The organism is Pseudomonas sp. MIS38 (genome assembly GCF_019891575.1).
Lineage (GTDB): Bacteria > Pseudomonadota > Gammaproteobacteria > Pseudomonadales > Pseudomonadaceae > Aquipseudomonas > Aquipseudomonas putida_A.
This window is the reverse complement of the sequence record NZ_JAFLXF010000030.1, coordinates 42,635-59,153: the sequence shown is the minus strand read 5'-3', so window position 1 is coordinate 59,153 and position 16,519 is coordinate 42,635. Positions and strand designations below refer to the sequence as shown.

Here is a 16,519-nt window from a genome sequence, read left to right as displayed (position 1 = left end):
CCACGATATGAGCGAATCAGTAGTTGCCCACTCCGGTAGACGCTATCAGTTGGCCGACCTGACAATAGCCGGCGGACGCCCCTGGTTTGCTGTTCACGTGCAGGACGATGATGGACATACATCTTCCTGGATCATCAGTGGCGAAATGAACGGTGACAGGTTCCATTTTCAGCCCGAGACGTGGGTGCCTGATGCCATTCAGGCGATCGTCGGTGACAGCGATGGACAGATATGGGCAATCACTAGCGAAGACGAATTGGTCACCAACACTAACCTTGATTACCTCAATGGATGGCAGAAGGTTGCGTCCCATCCGCAACTTGAGGCGCGCGCGAGCTGGTTTTCACGGCGAGTATGTTACTTGACGCCAGATGGCGAAAAAGCTGAACTCGCCGGTTGCCTGAGTTGGGTCAGCGGTAGCTTGCTGATCGGTACATTCGAGCGTCGCCTGTACCGCTGGAAGTCGGGCGACGTCGCACTGCTTGAACATGACGATCATGTCGCGGGTACGATGGGTGGGATCAACAATATTGTGGTGACGGCTCAGGCGGTGTTCGCACTGGGCTATGCAGGCCTTATCCTGCGTCGGATAGCCGAAGGGGTATGGCAACGTATGCCGGGCCCATGGCCCGAAGAGGCAAGTGCGTTCGTCAATCTGATTGCCGGTGTCGAAGGTCCGCAGGGGGAACTATGGGCAGTGGCTGCCGGTGGCTCCGTGGTCTCGGTTGCAGGTGAGGTGATCAGGACTGTCGCTCAGGTTCCCGCAGAGCCATTGGGTATTACACGGTTTCAGCGGCAGTGGTTCGTGTCTACACTCGATGGTTGCTACGAACTGCCTAGCGACGGTGATACGGTTCTGATCAAACGCAATATTCTGATGGGCAAGGCAATTGATGCCGGGGCTTGCTTGATTGCGTTTGATGCCGAGCCTCAATTTTCCGATAGCGCAGAGATACATGTTTGGTTGCGCACCAGAAGCCGCGACAGCTGGTTCCGTCAAATTGTATGTCGCCCCTGATGCCCGCATTTGTGTTACGGGGCTTCGGGAACCACCCACAACGCACTCGATTTATCGCCATCATTCAGTCGCTCCGCGATGGCCTTGTCCATGGCCTCACGGAACGCCTGCAGGGCAGGGCGAGGCGGCGATTGCGGCTCGGCATCGAGCTCATCCAGTGTACGCAGCCAGCCGGTTAGCTGGGGATAGCTTCGCCTGAGATTCTGCTTGCCGACCACTTTGCTCAACAACTCTGCACACAAGTGTCGGCCCTGAGGCGTGAGCCCGTGATAGGTGACGAATTCCTGTCGGTTGGTTTCCATGCGCAGGTAGCGGATGTGTTCGTCATAAGGGTGATAGCGGGGATGAAAGAAACCCATGACCGTGGGTGAGGGATAGTCAAGATGCGGTCCGGCGAACTGGCCCCAATCATCGTCGGTCTTCAACGCATTGCAGTCATTGCACGCAATCGCCAGGTTGCGTACGCGCAGGGCAAATTGTGGGTAGAACCTGCGCGGCAGCACATGCTCTATCGGGCTGGCATGTGCATTGTTGAGCAGCCAACGCTTGCAGTAACAGCAGCGTGGCTCTTGGCGAGCCTTGAGTCTTTTGCGCAGCAAGGTCTTGAGGTCTTTGCTTCGGACATTTTTGGTATCACCCAGACGGCTCCAGACCTCTTCGTCACCAGCTTTTGCCGCGTCCCGCAATTCACGTAGGAGGGTCAGGCGGTCGCGCCGCAGGCTTATGCGCTTCTCGGCCGGGGAGGGTTTGAGGTCGGTGGACTCGACTGCTTTGCTGGTCATGCAGACAACTCATCTTGAGCGAAGCGGAAGGTTTCGGCAATCGCATCGCGAGCCTGAATGATCAGCTGTTGGTCCTGCCTGTAGCGCTTGTCCTGAGGATTGCCAGAGTTCGTCATGATCTCATCCATGCCATCCAGCTCATCTACGAATTTCTGTTGCTGATCAGCGTCGACACCTTGGCTGTGGTTAGTCGCTCGAATCGCCTTGGCGACCAGGGCGGCACAGCGTTCGGCAATTTCACGATTGTGTGGGGTGTAGGTCTCGAACCCTTCCAGCAGAATGGTTTCCACCGAGTGTCGTTGCTCGGGTGGTACGGGGTAGAGCTGCTGGTTCTTGGCTAGGAAACAATCGCTGATGTTGTCCTGGGCATTGGCGATCAGCGTGGGTGAATGGGTCGCGATGACGAACCGGGTCTGCAATTGCTCGGCCATCAGGCTAAAACACCCAGGAAGCAATTGCTGCCAGCGAACATGTAAGCTGATTTCCGGCTCGTCGATGAGTAGGACTTTGCCGGGACCGGCGCTGGCCATGATTTTGCCGAGAAGCAACAGGACCTGCTGTTCACCAGAGCTCAAGTCGCTGAATTTCGCCATGCGCGAACTGTGTTGCCGGGACAGGGCGAGCGTCATGCCCTTGATTGGAGCCGAATCGTACAAGGCTTCCGCCAGGGGTTTAACTCGCTCGACCAGGGAGTTCGGGAGCAGCAAATTGCTGAAAAGCTCAACCGGGGCGAGGTAGACCCTGCCCTTCAGGCCAAGTGACTCCAGCATTCTTTCGAACAGTTGGGCGCGTTCGGGAAAGGCGAACGCCTCTTTCAAAAAAACGATCAGTTTTCGTTCAATAGATTGCGTTGAATAGCCGCTCTTCGTTCTATCACCCAGGTAGCGGTAGCCGTTTTTTTTACCCGTCAGAGCGAAGCGATCCGTAGTCCCGCTGGCGATCACAGCACAGACAGTCGACTGTTCTTGCAAGTGGGCTGCCAGAGACGCCAGCAACAAGCTCTTGCCCGCGCCATTGTCGCCGATGATATAGGCACATAAGGGCCCTTGACCTGCCTGATCCAGTGAATCTACAAGCTGATGCTTATCAAGCAGCGAAAATTCTCCCTCCGTCGAACTAGAGGGCGGCACAAGTCGGCCATTGACCGGTGCTTTTAGCACATCCTCCGAGTCATATACCGCGCAAAGACCGTCGATGTTCTGGTAGCCGTTGTGAAAGTACTTGCTGAAAAGACCTTGCAGCATGCCCAGGCGTACCTGGGGAAACTGCCCGATGCGAAATTTCACAGGAGAGGCCCAGAGCTCGCACACCGCAGATGCAAACCAGGCAAGTTGTTCCGCGGTGATACTGGGGACGGTCTCCAGGAGATTGCGCATATCGATACACAGCGTCTTCCCTCCGTGGTACTTGTGCCGGTTCAACAGCCAAGCGCAGAGTCGCACTGGTTTGCCTTTCGCGTTGTAGCTGGTGAATTCGAACGTGGCTTCAAGCAGGTCGTCATATTCCAGTCTGCGTTTGAGTTTTTCAAGCGTTTCGCGCTCCGATCCGACGCTGGGTTTGAACAGCACCAGAGTGCGTTCTGTCAGCTTGCTCGATTCGAGTCGTTTGAGCAGCGTGTTGAAAGGTGTTCTCTCGACAGCGGCGAGATCAAGTAAGGTCAGGCAATCGTTATCAAAGTCAGTCAGTTGGTCTTTGATCAGATGGCTTTCGATTTGATGCACGGCCAGCCTGAGCCGGGGCAAGTCCTGCAGGTCTTTTTTTTCTGAAGTGTATCGGTAGAGTGAATTGCCCTTGTCCAGATGGAAGTGAACAATAAAAGGTTCACCACTGTACGCCTGCAGCTCTATCAAGCCTTCTTTACGCGCCAGGCCATTGGCAAAGGCCGCGCTGATTTCAGAATGGCGGCGATCGATACCGGCCTGCGCAGTAACACGATAGAAGAGCGTGTCGAAGAGGGCGAGATGCTCATCAGGATCGAGTCTTCTCAGTGTCTCGGTTATTAGATGCGACAAATGCTCCTGAATGCTGCTATGTCGAGCCGACAGTTCATCGTCGCGACCACAATAGTCCATGAGCAGTTGTGCGCGATCATCCAAATTGCGATCGGCCGCCCAAGACCGGTCCGCACGTTCTTTACTCCATTTGCTGCCGCCCCAGTCCACGATGTGGGCCGCAAGCCAATAGAGCAGAAGTTGTTGGAAGTCCAACTTCGTCATGTCTTTATCGAGCTGACGATCCGCCGTTGCTTTGAGCAGCCTGTTCAGCCAGAGAATGCTTTCATCCATGGGTGTATACCGGATTCGAAAAAGGGGGATAGTTTTATCTATGAAGCGCCGGCATGGCGCGTGGGTGTAAAAAGGCATCTGGAGCGACAGGTGTGCGGCCTCAGTCGCGTATCCTTCGCCGTCGCGATGGTGACTAACTTTCATCTCGGCGAATATCGTTCTCGAATCGCATCAGCAGCTTCATCTTTTCAATCATCACCTCAATGACCGCCTGCTCATCGAACTCCTCCCGTTGCCATTCGAATCCGATAACAGACTTGCCTTCGGTCCAAGGCTGCCGGCTGGGGCATGTAAACAGTTTGCGCCCCTGTTCCATGAGATTCGCATTGACATCAAATAGATAGACTCGTACGAAAGGCTTCAACATTGATTGGCTGCAGTCCAGGTAGAGGACAACGTCCGACCAGCTCTTCCAGTCGTTGCAGGCGTAGCGCAGTGCAGGGCCATCGATCCAGGTGTGCCGTCGCGTATAGGGCACGTAGTCGGGGATGTCTGCTTGGAGCCTGGTGAGGATCTTGCTGTTCAACGCTTCGAATGCCTTGTCCCGCAATTTGTTGAGCGCGTTGATTTGAGGCAGGTGGTCGAAGATGAACTCAATGCTGTCGGCGCTCATTGCCTGCTCCACGGTGGTGTTTTCCAAGTGCAGCAGGAACTCCCCTGCTAGTACCTGCCATTTGTCCCGTGACTGGAGTAGGGGCTGGGGACAGTTCTTCGCGTAGCGTCTTGATGAATGTTGCGTAACTCAAGCCGGTCCAGGTACTGCTTAGGCTTTTTCCTGAAGGGGACAGCACAACGAAAATGGGTCGGCTTGAGCTTTCGTTTGCGAGTGCTTCGGCGTAGAGCTCATAGTCGGCGAACGGGTTGACCTAGCCATGGAATATCTTGTTTTCCAGCACAAGGATCCAGTCTTCACCTTGAAGAAGCAGATCTATGCGGTTGCCATTGACGGTATTGACCTCACGCTGGGGAGGCAGTCGAAGCGTAGTGTCAGGTAATGGTTCCTCGCACACACAGCTCAGCAAGGCTCGAAGGAAGCAATCGCCAAAGCCATGTATCTGCGTAGGATCGAGGAAAAACGCCAGCAGGTCAGTGGTAGGGTTTTCTTTCGTAGTAGCCTCGTCCGCCAAGAGCGAAGATGCTGGGCTCATAGGCGGGCTGTCGGTGTTGTTGAGCTTGCGCCAACAAGGCCCGAGCCTGTTCCAGGTCCATGGTATCTCTCCGTTTGATCGTCTTTCCCGCCAGTAAAGGGTGCCTTACTGGCATGGTGATATCAAGACGCGGAGGTTTCGACGAAGGTAGGGGGGAGGGTGAAGCTGCTGCGCGAGCGGAGAATGCGAGGGCCTTCGCAGCCGCACTGGGTCGAGTGAATCAACTGGTTAATGATGGCGAGTAGGTGAAGTACCCATAGCGCCCAAAAATGGGCAGTGCTTATGGCAGCGTAGCGGGGCAGAGACAAGTCGAATTCCACCTGGTTGGCCACCCCGGCCGCCCAGAAATAGATCTTGCCGACGGCGTAGTCGTATTTCGAGCGGGTGATGGCCAGTGGTCCTTTGACTCTCTGGCTACTCAGCAATCGGCTGAAGTAGCCGCTGGTGTCCGTGTCATAGGGAATCTTGCTGGCATATGCCCAGAATGACAGAGCTCCTTATACCAGCACACAGGAGTCCACGGCATTCTGTAATGGGTTTTTGCCCCCTGGCCCGACCAGCAAAACGCTGGCAACGATACAGCCGAAGCTGTGGCCCATCAGGTGTGATGAGTTCGCACCCGATTCTCCCTGATAGGTGGCTTAAGTTAGTCTTGTAGACTGCTGATTACATACTCTCACAGTTTCTAGGGAGCATCCCATTCAGGGGGTGGTGGGCAATGTGTTAGATGCTCACCAGGCCGTTTCCCGCTCCATATATTCACCCAGCACCTGCGGAGGACTCGCAAATTCTCAAAGGGGTAAAAGAAGTGTTTGGCCTTCCTGCTCAAACAGCACTGGGCTTATCCGCGAGGCTAGCTCTATCCATCCTGCTCGCTCTGCGCTCTTGACCATAGAGCGATGCTGGTCAGACTTGGCTGGTTCGCCGCTTTTTCCCCATTGTGATGCGTCCATGGACCAGGGTTCGAGGTGACGTTCGGCTGCAGCTGCAAACTGCGCCACCCTTGCAGCAATCCGGAAGCCGCCCTCGTCGTGGTCGCCCCAGTGGTAAACGCTAGCATCAGTCGGGAGCGATGAAAGTATATTGGAATAGGCTCTGCCCCAACTGGGCGAAGGCATGCCTGCGGTGTAGATGACAATTCCTTGCCGTGTATCGCCAAGTGCGCGGGCGGCCTGGTGGAAGGTGGTCAGGTTTTCGATCGATAGCAGCCACGCTGGAGTACCTGAGTAACCATGCACCGCTGTGTTTGCCACTCCTACGAACGGACGGACGATCGGGCAATCAATACCATCGGCGAGTCTGAGCGCTCCGATGCCTGAGACCAGAAACGGCTGCGGCTCTTTGGAAAGTCCGATAGCGCCGAAGACTTCACTCCAGTGCCTTGCCGGCGCATTCATTGCTTCGGATGTGAGCAGATCCAGATGCTTGCATAGCGCTTCAATACGCTTGGAGTCACGGAACAACTGAACGCTGAGCTGGCGTACGACGCGGTCCTCACTCGCGACGGCCATGCTGTCGAGAACACGCAAGGCGTCAGCAAAGTCCGCAGCGGAGTTTGGCCCGAGTGATCGCACCTGTTTAAGGCGCCTCCAACAATCGAGCAACTCTTCCACCCGACCGTTCATGCTCCATGGTGCAAGGACGTTCCCCGCTTGAGCAACGGACGCATTTACGGTGGAGCGGCCCAGGTACGCCGCCAGCCTGTCGAGGTCCTTGAGCACGACTGCATCAAGGGGGCGGTCATCTCCACCCTGTCGGGCCCATTCGAGCCTGATCGCGCCCGCTGATGAGGCTGCTTGCATGTAAACGTGCATCCGGTCACGCTCGTCCAGGCTCTGTTGCCAGTAAGGCGAGAGAGAGGACTTGAATGACTCGCGAAGGACTCGGGTATTTCCGCTCAGCCGGGAACGCTCGCCCCGCAAGAGGAGTCGATAAAGTGCAGAGTCAGCCAGTGACATTGTCGGCCTCGGTAAGACGATCAATTTCTTGCTGTAGCAGGTTGGGATTGACGAAGAAATTGTCGCTCTGTAACAGGTCACGGGCGCCGTCGAGCACTACATTCTTCTTGAACTGCACGTTCCGCGATCCGAAGCGGGACATGTCGTAATAGATGCTCAGGAACGACGATAACTTGGCCTGGTCGGATTCGGGGCCTGCCATGATTAGTTGCAGGCCCAGCGCGTTGAGATATTGGACCGTGGCTCGGACGTTTTGCGGATCCATCTTCTCGAATGCCTCATCCAACAACATGATCCCGCCGCCCGCTGTACTTCCCTTGGACTTGCCATAGGCGGCTGCGAGCGCCGCCCCGAAAATAAGGTAGACCGGAGTCCGATGCTCACCGCCAGATGCCGGCCCGAAGCGCTTACTGAGCCATCCGACCGAGGTGCCATCTTGGAAGACCTCAATGTCGTAGCTGAAGAATCGGCGGTGGTCATTGAGTGGGCTGGTTTCGTGCAAGAGTGGTGAGCTGCTGTCTCCGTCTACCAGCATGCGGAACTCCTCCGGGATATCTCCAGGTCCGCCGAAGAGGTCGTCTTCTGAGCTACCCTGTGTTCGCACTCGGCGAAGGAAGTCGTAAAGGCTCCGGTGTTCGTCAACCACCTTGTGCTTGAACTCATATCGTTCGTTGTTCGAGAAAGCTGGTGCCGACTTCAGTACCGATGTGAGACCGTCAATCTGTTCTTGAATGCGGTCGAACCCTGTGAGCAGTGTCTGTGCCACGTCTGTGCGGAACACCTTCACTGCCGCCTGGTAAGCCTCTTCGGCTTTTTCCTCCTGCTCGGCCAACTCCAAGTCCTGCAGTCGCTGCCGTTCGGCCAAGATGAATTCGAATGCGCGCAACCAGTCACCACTGCTGATGTCGATGTTTTGAAGGTTGTAATCCCGAGTGTAGTTAGCAAACAGATACCATGCATCACGGTCCGCGTTATCGGCTGCCGAGCGCGCCTGCTGGAGTGCACGGTCCAGACTGGATAGCTTCTGGGCCCAATTCTCCCTGTGGCGTTCGTCCAGTCTGGCACGGTGACGCTCCACTTCGTTCGCGTTGTAGAGCGTGTTCTGACGACATTCTCGCTCCCGTAGCGACTCGACTTCCAGTTGCTGTTGCAGACCCGCTACTTGGGTGTTTGTATGCGTCAGCTTCTCGCCGAGACGGGTAACCTCCCTAGTCCACTGCAATTCCTTTTCTCGAGCGTTGACCGCGTCGCTGTCAGCCGCTGCTTTCCTCGCCTGCAATCCGGCCAGGGAATCAGTCTGTGTGCTTTCGAGCGCAGACCTCAGATTCGCGGTCGCGCCAGCTGTTTGGGCTGCGGCCAAAAACTGGCTCTCGAGGGTGCCCTGCAGCGCCGCTGCGTCCGCGAACGGCGCCAGCTTTTGCTGACCAGCCAACAGCCGGTCTACGGCAGTAGTCGTTATTCTTAGTCGCTCTTCTACCACCTGGAAATCCTGTTCGGCCCGTTGGCGCGTCGCGCTACTATCAGTGCGGCCAAGCCGTAGCTCGCCCGCACCCGGGAGGCGCCGGCGTTCTATGCCGCCGCCCGAACTGGCCATGCCTTCCTTGGAAATCGCCTTGGCGCCAGCACGAAGCTGCTCATTCGATTCGGCCAGCACCGTACGGCCAAGCTCGCCCTGAAGGTATTGTACTGCCTCTGTGCTTTTGCCCTGGATTAGCTCCGCCGCATATTGCTCATTGCCCATAGCACGCCATTCACGGGTACGGGACGGTAGGGCCAACTTTACGCCGTAAATGCTGGTGGCTGCCTTGCTGCGATAGATGGCAATCGCATCAAGCTCTTTCTCAGCAGGAACTAGCAAGGCCTCAATGTGCCGGCCCAGCCAGGACTCGATGGCGGGCTGCCAGTTGGGGTCCGAAACAGTTACCAAGTCGCAAACGGGAGTGACGTCGATACCCGCGTCGGAGAGCACACCCATCAGTTGCATTGTGGACTGATGTAGAGACGTAAGCCCGCGACTGGCACGTTCACGGGCGATCACTGCCTCACGGCGTTTTTCAGTCGCCAGCTTCTGCTCGGCTTCGGCCTCCGCTACCGCGCGGCGTACCACATCGTAGGCCTGAGCCATGGAGCGCAGGGTAACCTGGATAGCAACTGCTGGAGGGATCCCGCCGTCATCGCGTATCCGCTCCAGGTCTTGCACCTGCGCGGCCGCCTCTTCGAATGCACCGCGGTGGGCTTCCATGCCTGGCACATCGGTGGCCGCACGCAGCGCGGCCAACATAGCGAGGAACTGCGATCGAAGCTGAGCCTGCCTCTGTCCTAGCGTTGACTCCAGTTGCTTCAGATTTTCGGCATGGCCAGCTTGTTTGCGGAAATCGGGATCGCGGTTGAGTTCGGCAATCACCCGGTCTCGTGCCTCGTTGGCCAGTGTTAATTCGGCCTCGGACCGACCTAACTTCAGCTTCGCCTGCTCAATCTCTTCAGCCAGTTTCTCGATCTCCGCCTCGGCAGAGTCCAGAGTTTCGCCCAGTCGCTCGGTGGAGTAAGTGTGCTTGAGTACTGCCAGATTTGCGTCGGAGGTGCGCTCGCGTTTGACTACCCCGTATTTGTCGGCAACCTCGGTCGCACGATCGATGCGTTTCTTAAGTCGCGTGATGAGATCGCGCAGGTCACGGACCTCGTCCAGGCGGGCCCGAAATTCTTTTACCCCCGTAGGCATAGGCTCAATCAGATGTTGTCGCAGTGTCTCGCTCAAATCAGTGATGTCCTCATTGAGCTTGAGTGAGCGCGCAAAGGCGGCACGAAGAGACTGCGAATTCGGTTTGTCGCCGGGTCCTGCCAAGTGATCGATTAGAAGGCGTCGGACGAAGTCGTCGCGGTTTTGAGTGAACACCGGCACGGTCTTCGCTTCGAGCCGGCAGAGATCGGTCGCCATGTGTTGAAAAGCGCGCCATGGCATTACCACCTCACGCTGGCCCTCGGTCTGTAGGTGGTGCTTCGCAGTCATTGCAACGCCAGGCAAGATGTAGAGGCCGTTAACCTCCGCCTTTGGATCGTCAATGTGAGCACTGAGGGAAACCCCTGCAGTGAAGGGGACTCCGGTCTTGGCATCGCGAAACACTAGGTCCACGTACGTGTTTGCGGACGTTCGGGCGTAGGAGCTACCGCCTGGAATGTAAGACCCGAGACAGTAGTCCCGAAGCGTACGGGAGCGCTTCTTGCCTTCGCTGGCCGCATTAAAGTGCGTGCGGTTGCCGTCGGCAGCAAGCATGACCACTTGGATCGCATCCAGCAGGGCGGACTTGCCGGTACCATTGGGGCCCAGAAAGGCGGTGTTGATGCCGGTCTCCAGGTCCTTTGCCTCGTAAAGGAAAAACTGAACCAGGGCGATGTTCTCAAGCAACTTCAATGTCGTTCTCCTCGCCCGGTTCTGGCGCATGTGCGGCCAACTGATGTAATGCGCTTTCGCCCAACACATCAGCGATGCCAGGGCGAATCGCAATCTTGAAGGGCTGTCCGTCTTCGGAGTCCAGCACTCGCACCAGTCCATAACGTCTTAGGGCAACGGCCAGCTCGCGCAGATCGCCCCGCTCGGGAAGCTCCCGACCGAGCCACTCTTTGTAGGCGCGCTCCAGTTCTTCAAGGGAGATATAGGCTTCGCCGTCAGTGATCTCCGCCGACTGCATCCGGTCGTCGTAGAGACGGCGCAGCACCAGCGCCAGGCGGGTTTCGCTAAGGCGCATTTTCTCGGCCACCTGATGGGTCGGAATAGCGGCTACATAGGAGTGGTGATGATTGTGTATCAAACTCATGCCCAACTTGGACATGACATCCCTGTATGCCGCGAAATGTTTGACTATCAAGTGATACGACACACGGCTGAAACGGTCGCTGGCATATAGCACCTGCTCCACGATTAGCCGATAGGCAGCTTTCTCGAAGTCGGCGACCACGTACTCACCTTGCGTCTGTTCTGACAATCGCTCCCAGCTGACCATCACTTCCTCCCCACTCGAATCACGAACTGTTGATGCTCCATGTACTCATTCCTCGTACTGGCGTCGGGCACGAATGTGACGTGCATGCCCGGTACCATCTGCAGGTGGGGATCCGACTTCCGCTTGCCCTGAGGGCAACCGTCGCGAGAGGCAATCAGCAGCAGTCGCTGATAGCAGCAGAGATCAATGATCGAATCGATATTCAACTCATCCGAGCGGATTGCGTTCTGGTCGCCTAAATGCCGCGCCACGTATTGGGCCAGTTTCAAGGGCGTGACGTTTCGATCAGCGTTCATCCGCTGCCGGAGCGCTTCCTTGGCGAGCTCCTCGATGGTCGGGGCGATCTCTGCGACTGTGGTCGATACATGCTCTCGCAGCGGTATGCGGGGCTTGGCTAGACCAAACTCGGACGCATGATAGATCCCTGCGATGCCAGGTAAGGCAATATGGCCTTCCTCCAATACCTTAGCGGCACTGATGGCCTGGTCGATCAGCTTGTCGAAGTTGCCCGGCGATCGCAGCTTGTACTCGAAAAAAGCCATGGCGCGCTGATGCGCCACGCGAATCTCTTCATCCAGCCGACGCAGGTGCTCCTCGACATCGCGTAATCGCAGAAGCAAACGGGTGTCCCGCTCGTACAAGGCCTCTGCTCGCAGGAGGTCACCATCTGCCTGTTTCTCGGCATACCACGTGATCAAGGATTGGCGCAGATTGGCATCGTGCTGGAACTGGAGTGTCAGGCTGACGATGTCCGATCGGTACTGCAGTGGATGGTTATTGGTGCGGAAGTCGCTGTAATCCGCAATGAAAACTTTCTCGATGTATTCCTCAAAGAAGCCTCGAACGAACTCACTAGCCGTGGTCTTGGTCACGAGTACGTCCATCAAGTCCTGAACGCGGCAGCTGGTGTTGATGATGTGCGCCATGCACTGCTTGGCCTGTCGGGCAGCCTCGGGATAGAGTTCGGGAGCCTTCCCGGCAGAGACCTCGCGTAAGTTGAGGAAGATTGATCGGACCTTGCCGCCAAGGAACTCGGGCTTGTGGTGAGCAAATTCGGTCAGAACTGTGAAAAATTGGGCGACGACTGGCCGCACTGTGACGTGATCGATGACACCACGGCGACGTTGGCTGAGCCATCCGCTCTCGCAGAAAAAGTTGAAGATGCCGTGGGCGCGGATAGTGATAGGACTTTCTACGTCCTCCCATGGATCGTCCGCCACCAGGAAGGACTCAATGGCGCGAATTACTGTTGTTTTGGGAGCTTCTTCACCGGGAGAGCGTCCGCCATCCCCCCACATTTCTATCATTAGTCGGCATAGAAGATCCCAATAACGTAGATTGTTGGTCGCTGCTAAGGGCCGGAATAGGTCCTTGGGTAGGCGCTCAAAAAGCGGTGGCGTGCTGGCTTCCATTTCCAATGCCCCGGTTTGATTTACTCAGATAACCGCAGCATAGGTCTATTGCTACATCTATGCTATGGCTCTAAATGTTCTCATTGGTTTCCGGATATGACCCGTCGCAACTCTGCTCCAAAGGAGCGCTTTGAAGCTATCGAGATTCTGCTCCTCTGGGAAGGGCGCGTTTCGCGCTCCCGACTGCTTGACCTGTTCAACATCCACGAGACATTGGCCAGCCGGGACATTGCGGGGTTTCGGGCAGAGTATCCGGATGCTTGCGAGCCCGATAGTGGTAGCAAGAGCTATGTGGGTTCTTGGAGTCTACGTCCTACACTCACCCGTGGCACTTTCGATGAGTACCAGAGACTCATCGGAGCGATTGGAAGCCTAGATGTAGTATCCGCAGGTGTGGCGGTTGAAAGCATTCAGGTCGATGCCACATCGATCCGGCACCCGCTGTTTGCTCAGATTCACCGTGCAATGCGGCTAGGACGCTGCATCAGAGTGCTCTATCGCTCCATGAGTAATCCTGAAGCACATGAACGAGTAATTCGCCCGCACTCGCTTATTCAAACGGGACCGCTGTGGCACATCCGGGCGTACTGTTCGAAAGCCGAGGCATTCTGCGACCTAAATCTTGGCCGAATTTCGGCGGTAAGTGCATCTGAAGACGCCGACCTCCCAGGGCTGGATCGAGACGTAGATTGGCACAGGATAGTTGCAGTGCGTCTGGTGCCACACAGGGATCTGTCGGCTGAGCAGGCCCGAATGGTCCGTGAGGAATACATGGGGGGTACTGCAGCAACGGTTTTTAACGTCCGCGCCCCTATCGCCAAGTATTTAATCCAATCCTTCCGAGCGGCCATCGATCCTGAGCGGGAGAGGGCTCCAGAACACCTGCTCATGGTCTACCAGCCCGAAGAGCTGCCTGCGGTGGCCGATATTCGTCGGTTGTGAGTTGACTGGTGTGTGGGGGAGGTTGGGACGTTTTTTAGGTGGGGACTCATCTCCTGTTGATCCTGCGCAGACACCGCCAGCTTGATGATCGTCCGTCCATTGGCTATGGGGAGAATCCAATAGCCTTGCTTAGAATTACCCATTTTTTGCTCTTGAAACACCCCAAAAACAAGTCCAAAATTGAGTCTTTTCCTGCTTCGGAAAGAAAAGAAACCCCTTAGATTTCAATGGGTCGGACGCCAGATGTGAGTCTCGTTTCCCGCTCCAATTTCACAAAAACGCCGATCAGTGATGATCGGCGTTTTTGTTTGTGCAGCATTCAGCACGCAACAAAAAAGGACCTTCGGGTCCTTTTTTGTTTTCACTCCGGCCCGCTGAATCACGGGCCAGTGCCTTATCAGAGCTTCGGTAGCTGGCCGACACGGCCCATCATCTCAGTGACGATCTGCAGATCCAGCAGGAACTGGTCAACCGTCTTGAACTCGCCATCGGTATGCCCGGTGTATTTGACTTCAGGCCGGGCCAGGCCGAATTGCACGCCGTTCGGCAGTTCATGCACCGAGGTCGCGCCGGCAGACGTGCCGAACTCGTGCTTCATGCCGAGGTTTTCAGTGGCCACCGCCAGCAGTGCCTTGACCCATTCACCTTCCGGATTGCGGTACATCGGTTCGGCGATCGAGTAGGTGAAGTCCACGGCAACGTGGGATTTCTTGCTCCAGGCGGCGAGCTTGTCAGCGATTTCCTTCTTCAGCACTTCTGGCGATTTGCCCTTCGGCACGCGCAGGTTGACTGCCAGTTTGAAGGCTTTGTCGTCCACGCCGACGTAGGTCAGCGAGGTCGTCAGCGGACCCATGAACGAATCGGAGAAGTCCACGCCGAGTTTTTTACCCAGATAATCCAGGCCCCAGTTGGTGGACGCATAGCGTGCAGCGTCGGTGATCTGGTTGTGCTTGAGCGCCACCTTGCCGTCGAGGCTGTTGATGAAGTCGAGCATCCGCGCGACCGGGTTGACGCCGGACTCGGGTTCGGAGGAGTGCGCTGACACACCGGTGACGCTCAGCTTGACGTCTTTGCCGTCAACCTTGGCCGCGACTTCGAAGTCACCACCGTGTTTTTTCGCGTATTCGCTGCCGGCTTTCTGCAGACTCGCAGCCAGTTGCTCAGGCTTGTCGGTGACGAGTGTCGCCACCGAAACCGATGGAATCTGGTTGGTTGCCAGGCCGCCGGTCATCGAGATGATTTCTGCGCCGCTGCCTTCAGCCTTGCGCAGCGGGAAATTGGCCATGACCGTGCCGTAGCCTTTCTCGGCAATGACCACCGGGTAGCCACCGTCCAGCGCCATGTTGTAGTTCGGCGTCGGATTGTGTTCGAAGTAATACGGGATCGCGTCGCCGGTGGTTTCTTCGGTGGTGTCCACCAGCAGTTTGAAGTTGCGTGCCAGCGGCAGCTTTTCTTCCTTGATCACTTTCATCGCGTACATCGCGACGACGATGCCGTTCTTGTCGTCCTCGGTGCCGCGACCGTACATGCGGTCGCCGATCAGCGTGACTTTGAACGGGTCGAGTTTGGTGCCGTCCTTCAGCACCCAGTTTTCCGGGGTGACCGGCACCACGTCGGCATGCGCGTGAATGCCCACGACTTCGTCGCCGCTGCCGTCGAGGGAGATTTCATAGACGCGGTTGTCGACGTTGCGGAACTTCAGGTTGAACGATTCGGCCAGGTTCTTGATCTTTTCGGCGATCTTGATGAACTCCGGATTGTCGTGCTGGGCCACGCCTTCTTTCTGGAAGGTCGGGATTTCCACCAGTTCGCGCAGGGTTTCCAGGGCGGCTTTGCCGTACTTGGCGCGGGTGTAAATGCCCAGCAGGCGGTAGATCTCGTTCTGCTGTTCCGCGCTCGGGGTCTTGTTGTCGAGAAAGGCGTTGATCGCCGGGCCGAGGTTGTCGGTTTTACCCAGGTCGCTCTTGCCTACGGCACCCAGAAACTGGCGGAAGTCGGTGAGGCTCGCCTCATCGAAACTCTTGAGAATGGCTGCGCTCTGTTGCGGAGTGATGTTGGCCTGCGCGGGCAGGGTGAACGCAGAAAAGCTGGCCAGGATCAGGCTGGTAGCGGCCAGTCGCTTGAGAGAAAAATTCATTGCGGTGGGCATTCCTTTGCAGGCAGTTGAGTGGAAGTGTTTGAAAGTTGAAACAAATCTTTTCCAAACTAACACCGCGAAGGTGTTGAAGGGGAGCCCCTGAAGTGGGATCCGTCGCACAGAAATGCAAAAGCGGCGCACAAACGAAAAAGGCCCGAGCAGTGTGCAACTGACCGGGCCTTGTCTTTGGGTGTCGTTTTTACATCGACAGCACCAGCCTGCCGGCGAACAGAATCAGGATCACGCCCATGCTGCGCTCGAACCAATGGCCCATGCGCATGAACAGGGTGCGTACCCGGCTGCTGGAGAAAAACAGCGCGACGATCACGAACCACAGCGCATTGACGAAGCACATCCACACCCCGTACAGCGCCTGAATATTCAGCGGGGTGCTGGCGCTGATGATCGTGGTGAAAATCGCCAGGAAGAACAGCGTGGCCTTGGGGTTGGTGGCATTGGTCAGAAAACCGGTGCTGAACGCCTTGAACAGCGACTGCTCGACCAGCGGTTCGTCAGCGCTTTTTTCGTCTTCGAGCGTGGTCTTCGGTTTACTGCGGATCAGGCTGATGCCGAGGTAAAAGATGTATGCGCCACCGATCACCTTGGCCACCGTCAGCAACCACGGCGTGGTGTGCATCAGGGCGCCAACGCCGAGCAAGGTGTAGAGAACGTGCACCGAAATGCCGGCGCCGATGCCCAGTGCGGTGCAGATGCCTACCAGTCGGCCGAAGCGCACGCTTTGGCGAATGGTCACGGCAAAGTCCGGGCCGGGAGCGACCACGGCCAGAAAGTGAATGGTGGCCAGCGCCAGAAACTCGCCCAGGTAGTTCGATAACATC

Annotated in this window: 12 protein-coding genes; 2 read left to right on the top strand and 10 right to left on the bottom strand. The window is 56.7% G+C overall.

Translation table 11 applies throughout. From position 1 onward, the window contains the following. Positions 1–7 precede the first annotated feature (7 nt). Positions 8–1,018, top strand: a complete 1,011-nt coding sequence (locus J1G18_RS25975) for a hypothetical protein (protein ID WP_223009144.1) — start codon at positions 8–10, stop codon at positions 1,016–1,018. Between the two features lie 14 nt (positions 1,019–1,032). Here J1G18_RS25975 and J1G18_RS25970 read toward each other — a convergent pair whose 3' ends face one another. The 8 genes from J1G18_RS25970 to J1G18_RS25940 all read right to left on the bottom strand — a co-directional run bounded on the left by J1G18_RS25970 (position 1,033) and on the right by J1G18_RS25940 (position 12,601). Next, on the bottom strand, positions 1,033–1,800 hold the full coding sequence (locus J1G18_RS25970; protein ID WP_223009141.1) for an HNH endonuclease: 768 nt from the start codon (positions 1,798–1,800) through the stop codon (positions 1,033–1,035). Further along, positions 1,797–4,085, bottom strand: a complete 2,289-nt coding sequence (locus J1G18_RS25965) for an AAA family ATPase (protein ID WP_223009138.1) — start codon at positions 4,083–4,085, stop codon at positions 1,797–1,799. Before J1G18_RS25965 ends, J1G18_RS25970 begins: the two co-directional genes overlap by 4 nt. Before the next feature lie 133 nt (positions 4,086–4,218). After that, positions 4,219–4,725 carry a hypothetical protein gene (locus J1G18_RS28165; RefSeq protein WP_262415675.1) on the bottom strand — a complete coding sequence of 169 codons (507 nt, stop codon included), beginning with the start codon at positions 4,723–4,725 and terminating at the stop codon, positions 4,219–4,221. A gap of 226 nt (positions 4,726–4,951) precedes the next feature. Further along, entirely contained in the window at positions 4,952–5,233 is a 282-nt protein-coding gene (locus J1G18_RS28160) for a PD-(D/E)XK nuclease family protein (protein ID WP_262415674.1), read from the bottom strand. A 791-nt stretch (positions 5,234–6,024) separates the two neighbouring features. Beyond that, complete coding sequence (locus tag J1G18_RS25955; protein ID WP_262415680.1) at positions 6,025–7,035, bottom strand: DUF2220 domain-containing protein; 1,011 nt, start codon at positions 7,033–7,035, stop codon at positions 6,025–6,027. Between the two features lie 142 nt (positions 7,036–7,177). Then, positions 7,178–10,600, bottom strand: a complete 3,423-nt coding sequence (locus tag J1G18_RS25950; protein ID WP_223009132.1) for an SbcC/MukB-like Walker B domain-containing protein — start codon at positions 10,598–10,600, stop codon at positions 7,178–7,180. Then, positions 10,587–11,189 (bottom strand): DUF4194 domain-containing protein, encoded by a 603-nt coding sequence (locus J1G18_RS25945; protein WP_223009130.1) that lies wholly within the window; start codon positions 11,187–11,189, stop codon positions 10,587–10,589. Before J1G18_RS25945 ends, J1G18_RS25950 begins: the two co-directional genes overlap by 14 nt. Then, on the bottom strand, positions 11,189–12,601 hold the full coding sequence (locus tag J1G18_RS25940; RefSeq protein ID WP_223009127.1) for a Wadjet anti-phage system protein JetA family protein: 1,413 nt from the start codon (positions 12,599–12,601) through the stop codon (positions 11,189–11,191). The genes J1G18_RS25945 and J1G18_RS25940 overlap by 1 nt, the downstream gene beginning before the upstream one ends. 96 nt (positions 12,602–12,697) lie before the next feature. Here J1G18_RS25940 and J1G18_RS25935 point away from each other — a divergent pair, with 96 nt between their 5' ends. Beyond that, positions 12,698–13,543: a WYL domain-containing protein gene (locus tag J1G18_RS25935; RefSeq protein ID WP_223009124.1), complete on the top strand. Its 846-nt coding sequence runs from the start codon at positions 12,698–12,700 to the stop codon at positions 13,541–13,543. Between the two features lie 397 nt (positions 13,544–13,940). Here the strand turns inward: J1G18_RS25935 and J1G18_RS25930 are convergent, their stop codons facing one another. Beyond that, complete coding sequence (locus tag J1G18_RS25930) at positions 13,941–15,680, bottom strand: dipeptidase (RefSeq protein ID WP_223009122.1); 1,740 nt, start codon at positions 15,678–15,680, stop codon at positions 13,941–13,943. A 199-nt stretch (positions 15,681–15,879) separates the two neighbouring features. Then, a complete protein-coding gene (locus J1G18_RS25925) occupies positions 15,880–16,518 on the bottom strand; it encodes a LysE family translocator (RefSeq protein WP_223009120.1) in 639 nt (212 codons plus the stop codon). Between the last annotated feature and the right edge of the window lies 1 nt (position 16,519).